19 protein-coding genes are annotated in these 22,274 nt (G+C 38.0%); 3 read left to right on the top strand and 16 right to left on the bottom strand.

Annotated features, from left to right (window positions below; translation table 11 throughout):
- Positions 1-506: 506 nt before the first annotated feature.
- On the top strand, positions 507-3,959 hold the full coding sequence (locus J0871_RS09085; RefSeq protein WP_208224934.1) for a pyruvate carboxylase: 3,453 nt from the start codon (positions 507-509) through the stop codon (positions 3,957-3,959).
- A gap of 272 nt (positions 3,960-4,231) precedes the next feature.
- Positions 4,232-4,891 (top strand): uracil-DNA glycosylase family protein, encoded by a 660-nt coding sequence (locus J0871_RS09090; protein ID WP_208224935.1) that lies wholly within the window; start codon positions 4,232-4,234, stop codon positions 4,889-4,891.
- A gap of 392 nt (positions 4,892-5,283) precedes the next feature.
- On the opposite strand, the gene J0871_RS09095 is transcribed toward J0871_RS09090, so the two are convergent.
- The 13 genes from J0871_RS09095 to J0871_RS09155 all read right to left on the bottom strand — a co-directional run bounded on the left by J0871_RS09095 (position 5,284) and on the right by J0871_RS09155 (position 15,456).
- On the bottom strand, positions 5,284-5,418 hold the full coding sequence (locus J0871_RS09095) for a 30S ribosomal protein THX (RefSeq protein WP_070054019.1): 135 nt from the start codon (positions 5,416-5,418) through the stop codon (positions 5,284-5,286).
- A 3-nt stretch (positions 5,419-5,421) separates the two neighbouring features.
- Positions 5,422-5,565, bottom strand: a complete 144-nt coding sequence (locus J0871_RS09100) for a hypothetical protein (protein ID WP_177195633.1) — start codon at positions 5,563-5,565, stop codon at positions 5,422-5,424.
- Positions 5,566-5,643: 78 nt separating this feature from the next.
- Positions 5,644-6,411: a tryptophan synthase subunit alpha gene (trpA, locus tag J0871_RS09105; protein WP_208224936.1), complete on the bottom strand. Its 768-nt coding sequence runs from the start codon at positions 6,409-6,411 to the stop codon at positions 5,644-5,646.
- Positions 6,412-6,584: 173 nt separating this feature from the next.
- Positions 6,585-7,766, bottom strand: a complete 1,182-nt coding sequence (gene trpB / locus J0871_RS09110) for a tryptophan synthase subunit beta (RefSeq protein WP_208224937.1) — start codon at positions 7,764-7,766, stop codon at positions 6,585-6,587.
- A 242-nt stretch (positions 7,767-8,008) separates the two neighbouring features.
- Positions 8,009-8,656: a phosphoribosylanthranilate isomerase gene (locus tag J0871_RS09115; RefSeq protein WP_243870444.1), complete on the bottom strand. Its 648-nt coding sequence runs from the start codon at positions 8,654-8,656 to the stop codon at positions 8,009-8,011.
- Between the two features lie 58 nt (positions 8,657-8,714).
- On the bottom strand, positions 8,715-9,503 hold the full coding sequence (gene trpC / locus J0871_RS09120) for an indole-3-glycerol phosphate synthase TrpC (protein WP_208224938.1): 789 nt from the start codon (positions 9,501-9,503) through the stop codon (positions 8,715-8,717).
- A 144-nt stretch (positions 9,504-9,647) separates the two neighbouring features.
- Entirely contained in the window at positions 9,648-10,640 is a 993-nt protein-coding gene (trpD, locus tag J0871_RS09125; protein WP_208224939.1) for an anthranilate phosphoribosyltransferase, read from the bottom strand.
- Between the two features lie 151 nt (positions 10,641-10,791).
- Positions 10,792-11,358 carry an aminodeoxychorismate/anthranilate synthase component II gene (locus J0871_RS09130; protein WP_208224940.1) on the bottom strand — a complete coding sequence of 189 codons (567 nt, stop codon included), beginning with the start codon at positions 11,356-11,358 and terminating at the stop codon, positions 10,792-10,794.
- Between the two features lie 131 nt (positions 11,359-11,489).
- Positions 11,490-12,884, bottom strand: coding sequence for an anthranilate synthase component I family protein (locus J0871_RS09135; RefSeq protein WP_208224941.1), 1,395 nt, complete (start codon positions 12,882-12,884; stop codon positions 11,490-11,492).
- 315 nt (positions 12,885-13,199) lie between these two features.
- On the bottom strand, positions 13,200-13,700 hold the full coding sequence (locus tag J0871_RS09140) for a YceI family protein (protein ID WP_093301993.1): 501 nt from the start codon (positions 13,698-13,700) through the stop codon (positions 13,200-13,202).
- 58 nt (positions 13,701-13,758) lie between these two features.
- Complete coding sequence (locus J0871_RS09145) at positions 13,759-14,337, bottom strand: YceI family protein (RefSeq protein ID WP_208224942.1); 579 nt, start codon at positions 14,335-14,337, stop codon at positions 13,759-13,761.
- Between the two features lie 34 nt (positions 14,338-14,371).
- Positions 14,372-15,004, bottom strand: a complete 633-nt coding sequence (locus J0871_RS09150; protein ID WP_208224943.1) for an NAD(P)H-dependent oxidoreductase — start codon at positions 15,002-15,004, stop codon at positions 14,372-14,374.
- A gap of 2 nt (positions 15,005-15,006) precedes the next feature.
- The gene (locus J0871_RS09155; RefSeq protein WP_075326250.1) at positions 15,007-15,456 is read right to left on the bottom strand and encodes a MarR family transcriptional regulator; all 450 of its coding nucleotides are present in this window, start codon (positions 15,454-15,456) and stop codon (positions 15,007-15,009) included.
- Between the two features lie 197 nt (positions 15,457-15,653).
- On the opposite strand from J0871_RS09155, the gene J0871_RS09160 reads away from it, so the two are divergent.
- Positions 15,654-15,968, top strand: a complete 315-nt coding sequence (locus J0871_RS09160) for a rhodanese-like domain-containing protein (RefSeq protein WP_208224944.1) — start codon at positions 15,654-15,656, stop codon at positions 15,966-15,968.
- A gap of 135 nt (positions 15,969-16,103) precedes the next feature.
- Here J0871_RS09160 and J0871_RS09165 read toward each other — a convergent pair whose 3' ends face one another.
- The 3 genes from J0871_RS09165 to J0871_RS09175 all read right to left on the bottom strand — a co-directional run bounded on the left by J0871_RS09165 (position 16,104) and on the right by J0871_RS09175 (position 22,272).
- Complete coding sequence (locus J0871_RS09165) at positions 16,104-17,318, bottom strand: hypothetical protein (RefSeq protein WP_208224945.1); 1,215 nt, start codon at positions 17,316-17,318, stop codon at positions 16,104-16,106.
- Positions 17,319-17,434: 116 nt separating this feature from the next.
- A complete protein-coding gene (gene uvrB / locus J0871_RS09170; protein WP_208224946.1) occupies positions 17,435-19,444 on the bottom strand; it encodes an excinuclease ABC subunit UvrB in 2,010 nt (669 codons plus the stop codon).
- Positions 19,445-19,512: 68 nt separating this feature from the next.
- Positions 19,513-22,272, bottom strand: a complete 2,760-nt coding sequence (locus tag J0871_RS09175; protein WP_208224947.1) for a T9SS type B sorting domain-containing protein — start codon at positions 22,270-22,272, stop codon at positions 19,513-19,515.
- Positions 22,273-22,274 lie beyond the last annotated feature (2 nt).

The raw sequence follows: 22,274 nt of genomic DNA on the forward strand, positions 1-22,274 counted from the left end.
TGGTTTTAAGTGGCATCATCATGTTTTTTTTAACCTATACAAAACATTAATTATTTGTTTTTCAGTGTTTTAATTTTTTTATAGGCAAATAAAATAAGAGAAAACTTGGATTACAACATAGAAGTTAAAAGTGAAAAGGTAAGAGAGAAAAGTTAAGAGTAAAGGATAAGAGAAAAAAGCTAGAAAAAAGAGAGTAGGGGTTAAATTCTGAAATCAACATTACCAACTACTAATTCAAGACACAGAATAGATTGCCACTTCCCGCTACTGCATTCTCGCAATGATGCGCAACCCAAAATAATAAACCCTCAACAACAAACATACAAGAACCAAGAACTCACAACCGATAACCGAAAACTCAAAACTCACAACTGCCAACCGGGAACCCACAACCGAAAACCGAAAAAACTTTTATATAAAATTTAGCATAAAAATATCCCATACTTCTGAATGTTTTAATAGTTTACGGCAATAACTAACTATTGCTAATTAACTCAGCCAAAAACATGATGATTCAAAAAGTATTAGTAGCCAATCGTGGGGAAATCGCGATTCGAATTTTTAGAGCCTGCACTGAAATAGGAATAAGAACGGTAGGTATCTTTACCTTTGAAGATCGCTACTCTCTGCACCGCTATAAGGCCGATGAATCTTACCAAATAGGCCCCGATAAAGAGCCCTTAAAACCTTACCTGGATATAGATGCGATAATCAATACCGCCAAAGAGGTGGGGGCTGATGCTATTCATCCCGGTTACGGATTTCTCTCAGAAAACGCCGATTTTGCTCAAGCCTGTAAAGACAACAATATTATTTTTATTGGGCCAGAGGTTTCGGTATTAAAAAGCCTGGGCGATAAAGTCACCGCCAAAACAGTAGCGGTAAAAAACAATGTGCCGGTGATTCAGAGCAACGAAAAAGATCTGGAAAGTCTGGATATTGCTATTGAAGAAGCCAACCGTATCGGCTATCCCATTATGCTGAAAGCCGCCAGCGGTGGTGGAGGCCGCGGAATGCGAGTGCTTAGGGAAGAAGCTGAATTGAGAAAAGCTTTTTCAGAATCTAAACGCGAGGCACTGAATGCCTTTGGAGATGATACTGTTTTTATTGAAAAATTTATTGAAAATCCGAAGCATATTGAGATCCAGATCGTGGGAGACAACCACGGGAATATGGTGCACCTTTTTGAGCGTGATTGCTCTGTGCAACGCCGTTACCAAAAGGTGATTGAATTCGCACCTTCCTATAACCTTGACCAAACTACCAAGGAGAAACTTTATGAGTATGCCGTGAATATTTGTAAAGCGGTGAATTATAATAATATTGGTACAGTAGAATTCCTGGTCGATCACGATGGCAGTATTTACTTTATCGAGGTGAATCCACGAATTCAGGTAGAACATACCGTTACCGAAGTCGTTACCGGTATAGACCTGGTTAAAGCGCAGTTGTTTATTGCCGGTGGATATAAACTAAGTGACGAGCAGATAAAAATTAAAGATCAGGAATCCCTTAGCACAAACGGATTTGCTCTGCAATGTAGAATTACCACCGAAGATCCCGCCAACGATTTTCAACCTGATTATGGTACCATAACCACGTACAGAAGTGCTTCCGGATTTGGGATTAGGCTGGATGCCGGGAGTTTATATCAGGGCGTCACCATTTCGCCATTTTTTGATTCTATGCTTGTAAAAATTTCTGCTAGTGGTAGAACTTTAGACGGTGCCTGCCGTAAAATGCGTCGGGCTTTAGCTGAATTCAGGATTCGAGGGGTGAAAACCAATATTCCGTTTTTAGATAATATTCTTCAGCATGAGAAATTCAGGGATGGCAGCGTGACGGTGAATTTTATCGCTAATAATCCGGAACTTTTTAAACTGAAAGAAACCCGTAACCGCGCTACCAGAATGGTAGAATTTCTAGGAGATGTAGTGGTGAACGGAAATCCCGATGTAAAGGAAATAATAGAAAAACCAAAACTTATAAAAGCCGATGTTCCTGCTTTTGATCACCCTGCGGCATACCCAAAAGGAACCAAAGATCTGCTTACCGAACTGGGCCCCGAAAAGTTTGCCGAATGGTTAAAGAATGAAAAGAAGATTCATTTTACCGATACTACTTTTAGAGATGCACACCAAAGTTTGCTCGCCACCAGGATGCGAAGTACAGATATGCTGAAAGTAGCTGAAGGTTTTGCTAAAAATCATCCCGAAACATTCAGTATGGAAGTATGGGGAGGCGCCACGTTTGACGTTTGTTTAAGGTTTTTAAGAGAAAATCCGTGGGAACGCTTGCAATTACTTCGGAAAGCAATGCCAAATATCTTGCTACAAATGCTAATGAGAGGTTCTAACGGGGTTGGGTATACCGCTTATCCCGATAATTTGATCGAAAAATTTGTAGCTGAAGCCTGGGAAAACGGGGTGGATATTTTTAGAATTTTCGATTCTCTGAACTGGATGAAATCTATCGCGCCCTGTATAGAATATGTACGGAAAAACACTTCAGGTCTTGCTGAAGCTTCAATTTGTTACACCGGCGATATACTTGACACAAAGGGTAAATATAATTTGGAATATTACCTTCAGCTAGCGAAAGATATTGAAAATGCGGGGGCTCATATTTTGGCGATAAAAGATATGGCCGGGCTGCTAAAACCATACGCTGCCGGCGAACTGGTTTCCGCATTAAAATCTGAGATCAATATTCCGGTACACTTGCATACTCACGATACTTCGTCTATACAGGCGGCTACTTACTTAAAAGCCATAGAGGCCGGGGTAGATGTGGTAGATGTGGCGCTGGGTGGACTTTCCGGACTTACCTCGCAGCCTAATTTTAATTCCCTGGTGGAAATGACGAAATCTGGCGAGCGTAAAGCCGATTTCAATATGGAAAAGCTCAATGAGTATTCGCATTATTGGGAGGCGGTAAGAAAGTATTATTTCCCATTTGAAAGCGGACTTAAAGCTGGTACTGCCGATGTTTACAAACACGAAATTCCTGGCGGGCAATATTCTAATCTTAAACCTCAAGCCGAATCTTTAGGCCTGGCTTCCAGGTTTCACGAGATTACCGCGATGTATTCTAAAGTAAATAAGCTCTTTGGCGATATTATTAAAGTTACTCCGAGTAGTAAGGTAGTGGGCGATATGGCGCAGTACCTGGTGAGCAATAATTTGAGTATTGAAGATGTGATGGAAAAAGGCGAAAACCTTTCTTTCCCGCAGTCGGTGGTAAATTTCTTTAAAGGTGATTTAGGTCAACCTCACGGCGGTTTTCCTGCTGAGTTGCAAAAGATTATTTTGAAAGATCAAAAACCTTATACCGATAGGCCTAATGCCCATTTAGAACCTATAGATTTTGAAAAAGAATTCAAGGAATTCTGCGATATTTTTAAAGAAGGAATGGGCCGGAAACTGGAAATGACCGATTTCCTTTCTTATAAATTATATCCAAAAGTATTTACCGAATATTTTAATCATTATCGGAAATTTGGAGAGGTAATGAATATTCCGACTCCTAATTTTTTCTACGGAATGCAACCCGGAGAAGAGATTACCGTAGAAATGGATAAGGGGAAAACTCTACTTATCGAATTCTTATCGGTTGGAACTGCAGATGAAGATGGACTGGTAGATGCGTTTTTTAAAGTAAACGGACAAACCAGAACGGTGAAAATTCAGGATAAGTCGGTTAAGGTTGAAAAAGTGGTTCACCAAAAGATCGATAAGTCTAATGATAAAGAAGTAGGTGCACCAATTCAGGGTTCTATTTCTTCAATTTTAGTCGAAAAAGGTCAAAAAGTAAAAAAGAACGAACCATTATTTGTAATTGAAGCCATGAAAATGGAAACCACCATCACGGCTAATAATGAAGGCGAAATAGATGAAATAATTCATAAAGAAGGCACCATGGTTTTTGCAGATGATTTGGTTATTAAGCTGAAAGAATAGGTTGAATTAATATTCAATTAAAATTCTTTTTCGCAGAATAGGTAGTCAAAACCTCGAGATTCAGAAAGTCCGATTTTTTATCGGATTTTCGTGAGGTTTTGGCTACGGTTTTTTGGCATTTTTGCCAAAAAATTCCTTGAAAAAGGCGTCTTTTTCTTTGCTTCGTTTATTTTGGACGAGCAAAAGAAATGAAGGGCAGATAGAACCAAACACAGCTTTTATCTGGGAAGATTAAAAAATAATCCTAAACCAACGTAAAACCGCGAAGCGCAATGTTTCACCACACACATCCTTATAAACCTTTTATTCCGAAAAATGCTACAAAACTAATTGTAGGCACACTACCGCCTCCAAGATTTACGAAAGGGGAATTTAAGAAAGGAGACGTAAACTTTTGCTATGGTAGCCGTGACGGACTTTTATGGATCGTTTTAGATAATATTTTTGATCTCGATCTAAAATTTGAAACTACGGAAGCAGCTATTGAGCAACGTAAAGATTTCCTTGAAAAAAGAGGAATTGGTATCTGTGATATGGTAGAAAGCAGTAGGAGGGAAAAGGTAGATGCTTCCGATCTTGGGATGCAAAATGTAGAACTTAGGAATATGGTGGGGATTTTAGAAAAACATCCAAAAATAGAAACCCTGCTTTTTACCGGTGGAAATTCTAAAAATGGCCCTGAGTATTTTTTTAGACGACATCTAAAAGAAGTTGAAAGTGATATGAGGTTAAAAGTGATTTCTAACGAGGTACCCAGGATTCACCAGTTTGTGCTAAACGGCCGACTTATAAAAACGGTTTCTTTAACCGCTCCATCGGGTTCGGCCAATCGAGCTATTGGTAGTATGGAACTTTATAAACAGTTAAAGCGCAAGGATAAGAATTTTAACACCATAGATTTTAGAGTGATGCAGTACAGAGAGTGGTTTTAAAGTATTTAATATTCGTCATGGCGAGCGAAGGTACGTAGGGCGGTGATCTTTTATTAATCAGGAAGTGCTAAATTCAACTAATTAAGAACAGATTGCTACGTCGACTGCGTCTCCTCGCAATGACAATTCAAATTATTCGTGTATTCGTGGCGGCAGTCTCTTTACCATCATTCCGAGCGAGCCACCCGTAAGGCTGTCCCGAAGCTTCGGGATCGTTTCAGCATCTAACCTGAACTTAGACCCCGATGAAAAATCGGGGCTGGCTCTGAAATGAATTCAGGGTAACGAACTTAGATATTTGGTATATACAATAAGTTTAGAAAAAACAAAAACCCTAAATCTAAAAGTATAAACTTTCAAATTCAGGGTTTTCAGACGTAGTCAACTTACAACTACTGTAATTCTTTCTTTTCCTGTTCGGCCATGGTGGTTGGTTTTACCTTAAACTTTTTACGTTTAGGTCTTAATTTTCCATGAGTACCGATCGCAATTTTTCCGCGTTTCGTTTTTTTATCTCCACGTCCCATAAATTACTTTTTATTCTGTTGGTCTTTTATGGTTTTTTCATCAATATCAACCTTATTGGTCTGTTTATCAGTTTTCCCCGTTGGGTTGGTTGGATTTTCCTGACCTTTCTCTCTTTTTCTTTTATTATCTTCAATTGGACCGCCCATAATTGTTGTTTTTTTGATTCACTTACTAAGATAATAATTCAGAATCTTAAAACCTGCCAAGACCATGTTAGAATTTGGTTAAACCGGTCTGATGTTTTTCACAAAATCGCCTATATTATTTTTCCCATTAGCGTTGAGGTGTTTAATAAACGCCGAACCAATAATGGCGCCTTTTGCATATTCAGTAGCCTGGTTAAAAGTTTCTTCGTCGCTAATTCCAAAACCTACAATTTGTGGATTCTGAAGTTTCATTTTTGAAATTCTTTTAAAATAATCCCGGGTTTCCTCACTAAATCCGGAAGTAGAACCGGTAACACTCGCGGTACTTACCATATAGATGAATCCGTTAGAAACTGAATCGATAAAGCGAATACGCTCTTCAGAAGTTTGCGGCGTGATCAGGAAAATATTCTGAAGCCCGTTTTCCTCGAAAATCGATTTGTATTCTTCATTATAAACATCAACGGGAAGATCTGGAATTATAAGTCCGTCAATTCCGGTTTCAGCACATTTTTTACAGAATTTTTCTACACCATACTGAAGAATTGGATTAAAATATCCCATAATAACCAGTGGAATTTCCACAGAATCTCTAATTCCTTTAAGCTGTTCAAAGAGTCTATTGGTGGTTATCCCACTTTTTAGCGCCTTGGTAGAACTCTCCTGGATAGTTGGACCATCAGCGAGGGGATCGCTAAAAGGCAAACCGATTTCAATAAAATCAACGCCGTTTTTTTCTAAATCCTGAATAATGGAAACTGTATCTTCAGGTTCAGGATAACCGGCGGTAAAATAGATAGAAAGCATCTTTTGCTCTTCCTTAAGTTTTTTATTTATTCTATTCATTTTCAAAAATCTTATAAATCGTCATTCTGAATTCATTTCAGAATCTAGGTTGTTTTATTTTCTTGCCACGAACACTAATATGTTCTTCGTCATTGCGAGGGCGTTGCCCGCGGCAATTTTTTTATTAGTTTAGTAGTTACCTTACAGGTTTTCAAAACCTGTGAGGTCTTATGCTAAAGATCGAAATAATCAATATATGTGCTCAAATCTTTATCGCCACGCCCCGAAAGATTAATCACAACTACATCATCTTTTTTAAACTTTCGATCTTCAAAAATCGCCAGGGCGTGAGAAGTTTCAATTGCCGGAATAATTCCTTCCAATTTTGCAAGTTCCTGGCCAGCATCCATCGCGGCCTTATCGGTTATGGAAATAAACTCTCCACGGCCACTTCTAAATAAATTGGCGTGCATTGGGCCCACACCAGGATAGTCCAGTCCGGCGGAAATTGAATAAGGTTCGGTAATTTGTCCGTCATCGGTTTGCATCAGCAGCGTTTTACTGCCGTGAATAATACCTTCTTTTCCCAAAGCAGAGGTCGCGGCACTTTCACCGCTTTGTATGCCTTTTCCAGCTGCTTCCACCGCGATAATCCCAACTTCCGGATTGTCTAAATAATGATAATAAATTCCGGCTGCATTACTTCCACCACCTACACAGGCAACCACATAATCAGGGTTTTCCCGATTTTCTTTTTCTTTCAGCTGAACTTTAATTTCCTCAGAAATCACCGCCTGAAATCTCGCTACCATATCGGGGTAGGGATGCGGCCCAACCACGGAACCAATAATATAATGGGTATCCAGCGGATTGTTAATCCAATCCCGAATCGCCTCGTTCGTGGCATCTTTTAAGGTTCGGCTTCCCGATTTTGCCGGAACCACTTTGGCTCCAAGCATCTTCATTCTGGCAACATTTGGCGCTTGTCGTTCAATATCAATTTCGCCCATATAGACAATACATTCAATGCCCATAAGCGCACAAACGGTGGCCGTAGCTACACCATGCTGGCCAGCACCGGTTTCAGCGATTATGCGGTCTTTTCCAAGGCGTTTTGCCATTAAAATTTGACCTACGGTGTTATTAACCTTGTGAGCACCGGTATGGCAAAGATCTTCCCGTTTTAGGTAAATCTTTGTTCCGTATTTCTTACTGAAACGCTCTGCATAATATAGCGGAGTTGGGCGACCTACATAATCACGCAACAAATCTTTAAACTCTTTCTGAAAAGATTCCTCTTTCATAATATCCAGGTATTGCGAACGCAACTCCTCTACATTGGGATAGAGCATTTCGGGAATAAAAGCTCCGCCAAAATCGCCGTAATATCCTTTTTCGTTAGCCTGATAGCTCATTTTTATTTGTTTTATTTGAGTGCTTCGAATGCACTAATTTTTTATTAAATAGTCTTCCGCCCAAATGTTTTTTAACATACCTACAAGGTTTTGGAAACCTTGCAGGACTTGGGTATAGTAGTTTTCGCCACGAATTCACTAATTTCTATCTCGTCATTGTGAGGGCATCGCCCGTGGCAATATTTATAATTTTAAACAAAAGATTGCTTCTCCCTATCGGGATCGCAATGACGTAGTTATTATTAAAACCGCTTTTTAAACTCTTTTAATTTTTCAAGATTCTTAAAACCAGCTTTCTCTTCAAACTTACTATTTACATCTATGGCATAAAGCAAATTTTCTTTACCATTTTCTTCAAAATAGGCTTCGAGTTCTTGAATAGCTTCAACTGCTTCCGGTCCAATTCCTCCACTTAGGAAAAAAGGTTTTTTTGAAGGATAATCTTTTAAAACTTCCCAATTAAAAGTAATTCCGTTACCGCCTTTATTTTTCCCTTTAGTATCAAAAAGGAAAAAATCCACAACAGTTTCATATTCCTTTAAACGCTTAAAATCGAAATCGTCTTTAATAGAAAACACCTTTATGATTTCTACCTCGGTTTCAATCAATAGGGTTTTTAATTCAGCGCAAAAAGCCGCACTTTCTGCTCCGTGTAACTGAATTGCATTTAGATCGTGCTCTTTAATTCTCTCAAGAATAATATCGATCTCTTCATCAACAAAAACGCCGGTTTTTTTAATTGCTGAAGAAATTTCTGGCAGCTTAGCCTCGAAATACCTGGGAGTTTTTTCGTAAAAAATAAACCCCATATAATCAGGCTGAAGTTTCGCAACTTCGTTGATGTTTTCGGGATGCTTCATCCCACAGATTTTGAGTTTTATGTTTTTCATTTTTCCAACAAAAGATTGCTTCTTCTGATTTCATCAGAATCGCAATGACGTTTTTTATTTATAATTTATTCAATGTTTTTACAAATTCCTCTGCAGCTTTCCCCGGGTTATTAGTTTTCATAAAATTCTCACCAATTAAAAAGCCTTTGTAGCCAAATTGCTGCAAATCTTTAATAGCTTCAACCGAGCTAATTCCGCTTTCAGAAACTTTTACAAAATCCTCGGGGATCTTTTCTGAAAGCTTTTTGCTAATGTCGGTGGATACTTCAAAAGTCTTTAAATTCCGGTTATTTACGCCCAGCATATCTAAACTCGGCACAATAGACTTTTGCAATTCTTCTTCGTTATGCACTTCCAGTAATACTTCAAGGCCTATACTTTTTGCAAATTCTGAAAGTCTTTTAATTTCTTCCCGCTCCAGTACCGCAGCGATAAGTAAAATCACATCAGCCCCGTGAGCCCTTGCTTCCAAAAGTTGATATTCATCAATAATAAATTCCTTTCGCAGTAATGGCATTTTAACCGCCGCACGAGCATAAAGTAAGTCGTCTAAAGATCCGCCAAAATACTTCCCATCGGTTAGTACAGACATTCCTGAAATTCCAGCATCTTCATAACCTTTGGCTACATCTTCAAGATTTAGATCCTGGTTAATAACTGATTTTGAAGGGGAACGTCTTTTATGTTCAGCAATAATCCCGGTTTTACTGGTTCTTAATTTTTCTGCCAGAGAAACTGTTTCGCGCTCAAAAAGCGCCGATTGTTCCAATTGGGAAACAGGAACTATCAGTTTTTTTAAGACCAGTTCTTTATGTTTATCGGCTATTATTTTATCTAAAATGTTCATTTTTTGTTGTCTGTTCTCGGTTACGATTTCGGTTTTTAATTCTCGTCATTGCGAAGGCGAAGCCTGTGGCAATCTGTTTTTATATTAGCAATTCTATTCAAAAGATTGCTTCAATCGTTCCTCTTTCGTAATGACGAAGATTTCTTATCTACTCAATTCCTGTAACTTCTCCAATGCCTTTAAAGCTTTCCCAGAATTTATAGATTCCCGAGCAGTTTCAAAACCTTCTTTGACACTAATTTGTTTTGCCGTGGCGATCGCCATTCCGGCGTTGGCGCAAACCACGTTATTTTGGGCCTGGGTACCTTTTCCTTTTAATATATTCACAAAGATTTCTGCAGAACTTTCTATAGAACCGCCACCGGCAATTTCTTTCTGATTTAAAGTTTCTACTCCAAAATCTTCGGGGCTCAGCATTCCTTCGGTATTATTGGAAATGGTTTTGGTATTTCCGGTAAGGGAAATTTCATCGTAACCATCTAAAGCATGCAAAATAGTAAAATTCTTATCGGTGTTTTGATATAGGTAACCATACATTCTGGCTAGTTCCAGGTTAAAAACTCCTACAAGCTGATTTTGCGGAAAAGCAGGATTTACCATTGGTCCCAGCATATTGAAAAAAGTCTTTACCGCAAGCGACTTTCGAATTGGCGCGACGTTTTTCATGGCCGGGTGGAATAGGGGAGCGTGCAACACACATATCCCGGCTTCGGCGATACATTTTTCAAGGAAACCGGGATCATTACTAAATTTAATTCCCAGGCTTTCCATAACATTAGAACTACCACTTACCGAAGAAACTCCGTAGTTTCCGTGTTTTGCCACATTTACTCCCGCTCCTGCCGTTACAAAAGAGGAAGTGGTAGAAATATTAAATGTGTTTTTCCCATCACCACCGGTTCCGCAGAGATCTATCGGGTTATAATCACTCAAATCTATGGCTACACAAAGTTCTAAAAGCGCATCCCGAAATCCCTCTAGTTCTTCAATGGTGATGCTACGCATCATATAAACCGTGAGAAATGCGGCGATCTGGCTTTCGTTATATTCTCCATTGGAAATACTGAAAAGCGCCTGCTTCGCTTCATCTTTGGAGATGGTTTCGTGGTTAATAAGCCTGTTTAGTAGTTCTTTCATAATTTATTTTGTCATTCCCGTGAAGACGGGAATCTGTTTAATTGCACTTTGTCACTCCCACAAAGGTGGGAGTCTTTTGAAACATAAACTTCGCGTTGTTTAGAGATTTCCACCTTTACTGAATAAATTCAGCACAAGCTGGGGAAATGACCTAACTGTTCACCCAATTCTGAATCATTTTTTTTCCATCTGGAGTCAATACCGATTCTGGGTGAAACTGAACTCCACGCACATCAAACTCACGGTGGCGGAGCGACATAATTTGCCCTTTTTCATCGTAGGAAGTAGCTTCCAGAGAATCGGGGAGTTCTTTTAAAACTACCCAGGAATGATAACGACCTACCTTCATTGTTTTTGGGAGATCTTTAAAAAGGGGTTCGTCGTCTACACAAAGGTCCATCGTGGTGGCAATGCCGTGATAAACAGATTCCAGATTGCCCAACGTCCCGCCGAAAACTTCCCCTATCGCTTGTTGCCCAAGGCAAACTCCTAAAATGCTTTTTGAAGAAGCATATTTTTCTATGATAGGTTTTAATAAACCGGCTTCACTGGGAATTCCGGGACCGGGAGAAAGCAGAATCTTATCATATTCCTCTACATCTTCCAACTCTAACTGGTCGTTTCTTATTACCGTGACCTCACAATCCAATTCTTCTAAATAATGTACAAGGTTGTACACAAAAGAATCGTAATTATCTATAACTAATATTTTTTTCATTCTACCTGGTGTAAAATTCTATTTTTAAATACTCAAAGTTGCGTCAATCTGTCCCGAAGCTTCGGGATCGTTTCAGATTCTAATATGTTAGATCATGAAATAAATTCAGGATGACGTATTGTTTTTATTCCTTATATATCTTCAGCGATATCCAATGCCTTGGTTAATGCCCCGAGTTTATTGTAAACTTCCTGTAATTCGTTTTCTTCTACAGATTCTGAAACCACACCTGCGCCGGCTTGATAATGCAATTGATGATCTTTACTTACAAAAGATCTAATGATAATAGCGTGATTAAAATTTCCGTGGAAATCCATAAAACCGATCGCGCCGCCGTAGGCATCACGATTTACATTTTCGTATTTCTCTATCAGCTTCATCGCGCTGTGTTTTGGTGCACCGCTTAAAGTTCCTGCCGGAAAAGTATCAGCCACCACCTGCATTGTAGGTGTTTTTGGATCTTTGGTGCCAGTAACTTTACTTACTAAATGGATCACGTGGGAGAAAAACTGAATTTCTCTATATTTTTCAACCTTCACATTACTTCCATGTCGGCTTAAGTCGTTACGAGCCAGATCAACCAACATTACATGTTCGGCATTTTCTTTTTCATCGGCAGCTAGTTTTTTGGCTAGTTCAGCGTCTTCTTCATCATTTCCGGTACGTTTAAAAGTTCCGGCAATTGGATGGATTTCTGCCTGCCCGTCCTGAACTACTAATTGTGCTTCAGGCGAACTTCCAAATATTTTAAAGTTTCCATAATCAAAATAAAAAAGGTAGGGTGAAGGATTTACGCTACGCAATGCACGATAAACATTGAATTCATCTCCCTTAAATTTCTGAGAAAATCTGCGCGAAAGCACAATTTGAAAAACGTCACCACGATAGCAGTGCTTTTTTCCTAATCGTACATTTTCCCTGAATTCTTCGTCGGTAAGGTTAGAAATTGGTTCCTGCTGACGTTCAAAATTATAAGTTGCGAAATTTTTGACTTTTATTAGTTGCTCGATTTCAGCGATTTTTGAATCGGTATCGTAGCTGTGATCAAAAATGTAGGCTTCGTTATTAAAATGATTTATAGCGATGATATTTTGATAAACTGCGTAATAGATATCCGGAAGTTTAAGATCACCATTTCGCTTTTTAATCTCTAAATCTTCAAAATACCTAACTCCGTCATAAGCGATATAGCCAAAGAGTCCGTTATTGATGAATTTAAAATCAGAATCTTCAGTTTCGAATTGTTTGGAAAATTCCTGAATTTGCTGAGGTACGTTAACTTCAGGAGTGATCTCTGTTGTTTTTTTACTTCCGTCAGGAAAAACTTCGGTAATCACCTCGTTTTGAACTTTAATAGAAGCGATAGGATTGCAGCATATATAGGAGAAACTATTATCGTTGGCGTGATAGTCACTACTTTCCAGCAAGAGACTGTTAGGATATTTGTCCCGAACTTTTAAATAAACACTCACCGGTGTAATGGTATCGGCAAGGAGTTTTTTATAGGTGGTCTTTAGTTGATACATAAATTATTTATTTCTGTCACTCCCGCGAAGGCGGAGGTTAATTTTCAAATTTCTTATATAAAAAAAGGCTTGTCGTGAGACAAGCCTTTTGTATGAGATTATACTATAGCGATGTTACTTCACGACGTTTGACGTAAATTTTTCCACCACCAGGTATTTGTTGTAATTGTTTTCATAAAATATAATAAATGCCAATTATTGGCTTTCATTGCTTCAAAGATAGAAAGCTCTTTTAAATAAACAAGGAGATTTTATAAAAAGAAAAGCCGGAAAAGTAAATTTAACTTTTCCGGCTGGAATTGTGCAATCTAATTATTAGAATTTCAACTCAATATTTAAATCGAAATTATCGTAAATCGTTTGATCTCCAAGTCCGCTAAAAAAGCTACCCGAATTGTATTTCACATTGTATTTAGAACGGTCTATACTCAATTTAGTAGTGGCAGTATTTCCGTTTTTATCTAAATCGAAAGTTACCGGATGGGTGTTTTCTTTAATAGTAAGATCTCCAACCACACCATAAGTACCGTCGTCTTTTTTAGCTACGCTGGTAATTACCAGTTTTGATGTTGGGTGATTATCTACTCCAAAGAAATCATCTGAATTTAAGTGACCTTCCAAACCTGCCTTATCGTCGCCTTTAAGATCGGTTACGGTAATTGTGGTCATATCCATTACAAATTCACCTCCTGTAATTTCGTCATTTTCCAATGTTAATTTACCTTCTTTAAGATCTATAGTTCCTGAATGTGATCCTAAAACTTTTTTTCCTTTCCAGGCAATATTACTAGCCTGGGTATTGATTTGTTTTTCCATAATAATTATTAATTTTTCTTTTTCAATTTTCTTTATAGCAATTAATTTCCCTTTAGAATTAGAATTTTAATTCTACCTCAAGTTCAAAATTATCGTAGATGGTTTGGTCACCAAGGTTATCAAAGAAACTCCCTGAACCATAACGTACATCATATTTAGAACGGTCTATAGTTAGCTCTGTAGAAGCTGAATTAGCTTCCCAATCTAAATCGAAAGTCACGGGATTTGTTTTATCTTTTATAGTAAGATTGGCAACTACACCGTAAGTTCCATTGCTCTTTTTAGCAACACTTGTAATAACCAATTTTGAAGTTGGATGGTTTTTTACTCCAAAGAAGTCATCAGATTTTAAGTGACCTTCTAATTTTCCTTTATCTTCACCAGTAAGATCGGTAACGGTGATAGAGCTCATGTCTATTACGAATTCCCCTCCGGTAAGTTCACCGTTTTCCATACTAAAATGTCCGTTTTTAAGGTCTATGGTTCCATAGTGAGAGCCGGTTACTTTTTCACCTTCCCAGTTAATGTTGCTTTCTTTTACATCAATTTTTTTATCCTGAGCATTCACTGTTGTAAACGAGAAAAATGATACAAGAAATGCAGATGCAAATACAGTTTTTAAAAGATTCTTTTTCATAGCAATTTTTAATTTAAATTAATTTGATTTTGGTTTATATTAAATGGAATAATTCTTCTTCTTGTTTTCTAACTTTTTTTGCGTGTTGCAATTGGTCTTCTTCGCTTCGGTAGCCAGCTGTAGCTATCACTGCAGTAGTTAAATTTGTTCCTGAAATTCCCAGGATTTCATCAAACTTTTGCGCATCAAAACCTTCCATAGGGCAGGTGTCAATTTTTAAATTTGCTGCTGCAGAAAGTAAATTTCCAAGCGCGATATAAGCTTGTTTCTGAGCCCAAACAGATTGCTGTTCTTCGGTTTTACCTAAAATATTTGAGGTTAACATATCTTTTAGCCCGCTTAGATCCTGTACCTGAACTTCTCGAATTTTACTGATATTCTCCAGATAAGCATCTATATAAGCCTCATTCAATTTCTTAAGTCCTACAAAAACAAATACGTGTGAAGCATCAGTAAGTTGAGCCTGGTTCCAGGCCGCCGCTTTTAATTTCTCTTTGGTTTCCTTATCGGAAATCACAAATACCTCGTAAGGCTGAAGTCCGTATGAAGAAGCTGAAAGCTGAATGCTTTTTTGAAGTTTCTCTACGTCCTCCTGACTTAAAGATTTTTCTGCATCAAATTTCTTGGTGGCGTAACGCCAGTTGAGGTTTTCTATATAATTTTCCATAGTTATTTTCTTATTTTATTTAAACAATCAGTAACAATTTCAATTTCTTCTTCGCTAATATCCTGAATTAGCTCTTTTTCTACTGCATCAACTTTTGGGTCAATTTCTTTCAAAAGCTCCAAACCTTTTTCAGTAATACTTATTTCCACTTTTCTACGGTTAGCTTCGCAAATAACCCTTTCAGTAAGGCCTTTGGTGATAAGTTTGTCTACCAACCTGGTGGTATTACTCATCTTACTCACCATTCTTTCCTGTATAGTGCTAAGATTTGCCGGTTTTCCTTTTTGCCCTCTCAATATTCGAAGCACATTAAATTGCTGTATAGAAATATCAAAAGGCTTAAGGGCAGTAGCCACTTGCTCGTCTATAAGATTTGCAGTAACCAAAATGCTAAGACTTAGCTTCCTGGCCGGTGGCAAATTATTCGTTTTTAATTGATCTTCTATCTTCATTTGTCTAAACAACATTTGTATGTACAAATATAAGTCAGTTTTGTAATTTTGTTCTAAAAGAAATGTTAAATTTTTTCAGTCGGAAACGATGGCAAATGGAGGCGCTGTTTTTTAAAACTTTCAATATCTTTACACTGAAAAATATATTAAGAATCACAAATCACCTTTGTTAAGGGGATTAATAAAAAATAAAATTTATGAAAGAACTTAGTCAGGATGAATGGCAATCACAGCTGAAAAAAGATGAAAACGCGGTGATTTTAGATGTAAGAACCGAAGAAGAAGTAGAGGAGGGGTATATCCCTAAAGCTAAAAACCTTGATATCTATAAAGGCCAGGAATTTGTAAATGAGGTTGAAAAACTTGATAAAGATAAGAATTACTATATCTATTGCCGTTCCGGAAAGCGCAGTGTACAGGCCTGCACAATTTTAGATCAGATGGGTTTTGCAAATACCTACAATCTTGAAGGCGGCTTTATGGAATGGGAAGGGGATAAGGCTGAAGATTAAATTATAAAAAGCAGTAAAATCAATTTTACTCGATAATCGAGATTTAAATGCTCCGAGACTTGCCTTGAAAATTAACAATAGTTTTTACTGAATGCCTCGTGAGCTTGCTCCGAGGTAGTTTTACTGCTTTTTTATTTAATTAGATCTATCTATTAACAACCAACGCGTTCCTATACTTATTATAGTAAGGATTTCGCCATTTGATATACTGGTTATACTATTATCCTGCATATCGTCCAGTTTATCTCCATTTACGAAATTAAGCGGCGTGGTACTACTTCCCTTACCTATTAATACCAGTTCCCGACCTTTATTAGACGAGGCATCAGGAAATGTAATTGCTGAAATATTCGGGTTAATCCTTAAGAAATAAACTTCTTCCCCAATGGTGTAAGTTCCAGTTTGACTTCCTGTACTTATAAAATTTCTGGTGTGGTTGTGTTTCCAATCGAGTTTACCTGAATTATCTGAAACTAAAATCTGATTCTCTGCTCCCCGGGAATCCGGAAAAATATATTCTTCAGCCTGAGTTCGACCTATTCCTAAACGACCAGCGAAATATCCGGCAAAAACTCTCGAGCTAGAATTGCCTTCGGCACGGGCGTAAATTCCGTAGATATTTCCTCTTCCGGTGGAAGTTCCAATTTCAGTTAAAATTCCGTAATTATTGCTGTTAGCACCTTCGGTTCTACCTACTTTATTGTAAATCCCAAAAATATTACTGCTGCCGGTTGTTTTATTGGTGTTTAGATGAAGACCATATCGCTCACCTTCCCCTTCTCCAGAAATATTTAACTTTATTCCATATTTGATCGCATTGGTTTTACTACGATTCCTTATTTCAATTCCATAAGTATTTCTGGTTTCAGCAGAATTATTATTATCTATTTCAAGGCCTTTTTTAATATCCTGGGAATCATCTGGATTTATGGCGATTTGAAGTTTGCTTTCAATCTCTTCAGTCCCGATACCAATATTTCCGTTCCTGAAGATATTGTCTTGAATATTACCGGGGCTTTCGGTAGAATTAGGTTTATAAAAATTTGCTGCTTTAGCATCAGCAACTATAGATTTCCATGTGTTTTCCTGATGATGCCAATAGTAAAATCCTGATGGTGAATTATTAAAATTCTCACTAAGAAAAACTAACATTCCGTGTTGGGCACTTCCGGGCTTTTGAGCGGGAAATTTCTTTAGACGGGGAATTAATATTCCGTCTATGTTGGACGGGCTGTCCTTATCTGAAGCAACTATATCTAATTGAGCTCCCGGTTCGGTAGTTCCAATTCCTACCTGGGAGAAAGCTGTGGTGGCTAAAATTAAAAAATAGAAAAGTATAATTTTTTTCATCCTACTAAAAATACCGGTTAAGACTAAGGTGTTTTTTAGTTAGGGGTGTTTTGGATTTTTAAATATACTTTCTGAAAAATATTTTTTACGGCTTCCACTAATAATAAGGGATTTCCCTAGCCCTGCGTTTCTTTAATTTTATTCTGAAGCATTTTTATTTCATCTCTGTGTTTTGCCGCCGCCATAAAGTCCAGATCTTTTGCTGCTTTTTCCATGGCCTTTCTTTTTTCCCGAATTCTTTTTTCCAAATCTGGTTTGCTCATATAGGCTACCTCGGCTTCGGCAGCTTTAGTAGTTAATGGTTTTTCAGCGTCATATACATCCAGTTTTTCTTTGATTAGCGTGCTATTCTCTAATCGTTTAACCAATGCCGTCGGACGTATGTTATTTTCTTTATTATAATTTATCTGCTTGTTTCTTCGATATTCGGTTTGATCTATGGTTTTTTGCATACTGTCGGTAATTTTGTCGGCATACAAAATCGCTTTTCCTTCTACGTGACGTGCGGCACGACCAATAGTTTGGGTAAGGGACCGGTTGCTTCTAAGAAATCCTTCCTTGTCAGCATCAATAACCGCTACCAGGGAAACTTCCGGAAGATCCAGACCTTCTCTTAGCAGGTTTACTCCAATAAGAACATCAAACAATCCCCGGCGTAAATCCTGCATAATTTCTACTCGTTCCAGAGTATCAACGTCTGAGTGAATGTAACGGCACCTAATATTAATACGGGTAAGATATTTGGTGAGTTCTTCTGCCATTCTTTTAGTAAGCGTAGTGACTAGCGTTCTTTGATCTTTTTCGTTCCTGGTGTGAATTTCTTCAATGAGATCGTCAATTTGATTTAAGCTGGGTCGTACTTCAATTATAGGGTCTAGAAGTCCGGTGGGTCTAATTACCTGTTCCACGTAAACACCTTCAGATTTCTGCAATTCATAATCAGCGGGAGTGGCACTAACATAAATCACCTGATTTTGCAAAGCTTCGAATTCTTCAAATTTCAAGGGTCGGTTGTCCATTGCGGCCGGTAGCCTAAATCCATATTCAACTAAAGTCTCTTTCCTAGACCTATCACCACCATACATAGCGTGTACCTGCGGAATGGTTACGTGACTTTCGTCCACTACCATTAAAAAATCATCTGGGAAATAATCTAAAAGACAGAAAGGTCGTGTGCCGGGCTGCCTTCCATCCAGGTAACGAGAATAATTCTCAATCCCTGAACAATAACCAAGTTCGCGAATCATTTCCAGGTCGAAATTGGTTCTTTCATCCAGACGTTTTGCTTCCAGATGCTTCCCAATATCTCTAAAGTAATCTACTTGCTTCACAAGATCGTCCTGGATGTGATGAATGGCATTTTGCATCACATCGGGCGAGGTCACGAACATATTGGCAGGATAAATATTCAGCCTTTCATATTTCTCAATAATATCATTTGTACCCGGATCAAATGCTTCAATTTCTTCAATTTCATCTCCAAAAAAGTGAATTCTGAAAGCATTATCGGCATAACTTGGGAAAACATCTACGGTATCTCCTTTAATCCTGAAATTACCGTGTGAGAATTCAGCTTCGGTTCGGGAATACAAACTTTGAACTAACTGATGCAGAAATTTTGTCCGGGAAATTTGCATATCCCGTTCAATAGAAACTACGTTTTTACGAAATTCCACCGGATTACCTATACCATACAAACAAGAAACCGAAGCCACAACAATCACATCCCTTCTTCCGCTTAACAGCGAAGAAGTAGTACTGAGTCGTAATTTTTCAATTTCTTCGTTAATCGAAAGATCCTTTTCAATATAAGTTCCTGATGTAGGAATAAAAGCTTCGGGCTGATAATAATCGTAATAACTTACAAAATATTCCACCGCATTATTGGGAAAGAATTGTTTGAATTCTGAATAAAGCTGGGCAGCAAGTGTTTTGTTATGTGCCAAAACCAGGGTAGGTTTTTGGACTTCCTGGATAACATTGGCTACAGAGAATGTTTTACCAGAACCCGTCACCCCAAGCAGGGTTTGGTATTGGTCATTATTATTTATTCCGGTTACCAGTTGTTCTATCGCTTTTGGCTGGTCGCCGGTGGGTTTGTAATCTGATTCGATCTTAAACTTCATTCGTGTTCCTCGCTTATTCTCACGAAACTAATCAATAATCCTGCCTATTCAAACTGATAAACTTTTCCTTAACGTTTTAGGGTAAAATGACCGCTAAATTCCTGACCATTTGCCAGTTTACCTTTAAACCAATAGTCACTGGGCGGCATAACTCTTCCATTATAAGTGCCATCCCAACCTGGGGAATTGGCAGGTAATTCTTTTAAAAGTTTTCCATATCGATCAAAAATATGAATGTATTCTACCTGAAATTCTGTGGTGTTGGTTTCATAAGGAAGCCAATGGTCATTATAGCCATCAGCATTTGGCGTAAAGAAGGCTGGAAAACCAAAAATGATCTCTTCAAATTGAGCAACTGTACAGGAGTTATCAGTTCTTGCATAAAAAGTATGGGTGCCGCCGGGCACATTTCTAAAAGTAGGACTACTTTGGTAAGGGCCGTCAGGATTATCCATAGCAAAGCTTAATCCGGAAAGGTCGTTGGTGAGCACCGTTACCTGATTGGTTTCTCCCTGGTTTTCAATTTCCAGATCTAAAATTTCAGGATTTTGGAACTCTTCTACTATAAAATTTATAGACTGGCCACAGCTTAGATTAGGATCGGTTATAGTAAGGCTATAGGAGCCGGCTGTATTTACCAAAATAGTTTGAGAATTTTCACCTGTACTCCAGGAAAAATCATAATTTTCGGCGTTTGGGATGTTTAGGTCATTACCAAGGCTTATTGGAAAATCTGAAACGCAGGCTTGCAGTTCCATTATATTATTCAATCTTGGAAAAGCAGCTATTTGCAAATCTATAGAGCCAAAACCGTAACAGGAATTATCGGCTTCGGCCCGAATATAAATTGTCTTAGAAGAAGAAAGATAGATTTCAGGTAAATAATTTTCGCCCAGTATGGCATCATTTTCAGTTTGGTGAAAACTTAATGTTATATTTTGGTTTAAACCTAACTCCTGAATTATATTTTGTTCAATATCAGTAAGATTAAATTCACCTTCACCATCGGTAAGCTCGCAACCTTTAACCGGTGCCGGGTTGAGCTGCACACCCCCGGTAGCTTCTAACCTAATTTTATCTAATTTACTACATTCTCCATTGAAATCTACCATCTTAACAGTTAACTCCTGGTTGGAAATGTTATTTCTATAGGTGCTGCTTAAAGCCTGAGTGTTTTCTACATCATCCATTGCGTTTTGGTCATTCTCATAAAAATAGAGCTGAACAGATGAATTTTCGGATGACAGTAATTCATTCCTGGCTAATTGTAGGTTAAAGGTGGTGATTCCATCTCCAGGATCGTTATCTGTAATATCACACTGCTGAAGTGTATAATCCTGTGCTATTTCCGGTAACTTTAAAATAGTTATTTCCTTACAAACGGGATCCTGGGGAATACCGTTACTGGTTTTTATTAATGCTACGGTATAGATGCCAGGTTCAGAATAGGCGTGTGATGGATTTGGTGTGTTAGAAGTTTCTCCATCACCAAATTCCCACAGAACAGAATCAAAATCTGGTTCTCCAGAGATTGTAAACTTTGTATTCATTCCAAAGCATAAATTCTCAACTTCAAATGAGCTCTTAAATAAAGATTGAACGAATGGAGGAAGACCTAATTTTGAATGGTTCGGAGAAATGTCAACAGAATTATGACGGTAATCCACATTTTGGGCTTCTTCATCGGGTTCATTTATAACTGAAAGTCTGGTATGATTTAGATAACCACCATCATCTGTGGGGTAACCTGCTCTATAAACTTTTCCATTTATGGCAAGTTGAAGAGCTCCGGCTACATTTCGAGAAGAATGAATCAATTCTCTGGAATCCATAACATTATTGCTTGCTAAATCAAACTGATAAAGTTCACTATTTTCCAAAAAATCATTGGAATTAAAGATATTCGCTGTAATATAAAGCTTAGATGAGGTAGGGGAGAAACCAACTCCGTATGGATAACTATTTTCCAGGAGTAATTCTTCATTAGTAACTCTTCCTGTAAGGTCGTTGAAGTTATAAAGAAAAACCTTTCCTGTATTTTTTGTACCAGAATTTGAATTTCCCAGTGAGGTACCTGTGTATGCCGCCACCATTTTTTTGCCGTCAGGTGATATTTTTAAGTAGCCACCTGCAGTTACATTAATGTCATTATCATCTAAAATTGGAGGAAAATTATTCGAAAGTGTGGAGATTACAGGGGTGGTTTCTACGCCACTTTCACTAACCCTAAAAGAATAAAATTTATCGGTAAATTGGGTGACTACCCAATAAGAAACACAGTCTCCGGAAATTACTGCCGAAATTTTTTCTGAACTTTTAAATTCATTTTCTACCGAATTTGAAGGGTTATATGTTATTAGGTGAATATTCTTTCTTCCTTCAATTATACCACCATTACCATTATTGAGACTCATATCTACTTCAGAAAAATGAACGCCTTCAATTTCATCGTTCGGCGTAAGGTAATAGTCCGGCTTGTCTACGGTGAATATAAAGTATCTGCCGGGATGTGCAGGTCGTGGGACAATAATGGCCGATTGGGTGGTGGAAACATTTCCTTTTAAATCGGTCCCATTTTGCATCAAATCGTGGTTGCGATCAAACACAATAGTTCCGTCTGTATAAAAGAGTAGATTTCCATTTTGGTCAGAAATGCTGGTAGAACCTTCTACCGTTCGTAATCTCCCATTATCTAAGTTTTGAGGATCACCTTCAGAGAAGGACAATCCTGCGCCATCACCAAAATACCAATGGGCAGCTTCTTGCTGTGCGTTAAGTTGTAAGCTTAAAGACAGAAAACTTATAAAAAAAATAAAAAGAAATTTCATTT

This window comes from Salegentibacter sp. BDJ18 (assembly GCF_017579965.1).
Lineage (GTDB): Bacteria > Bacteroidota > Bacteroidia > Flavobacteriales > Flavobacteriaceae > Salegentibacter.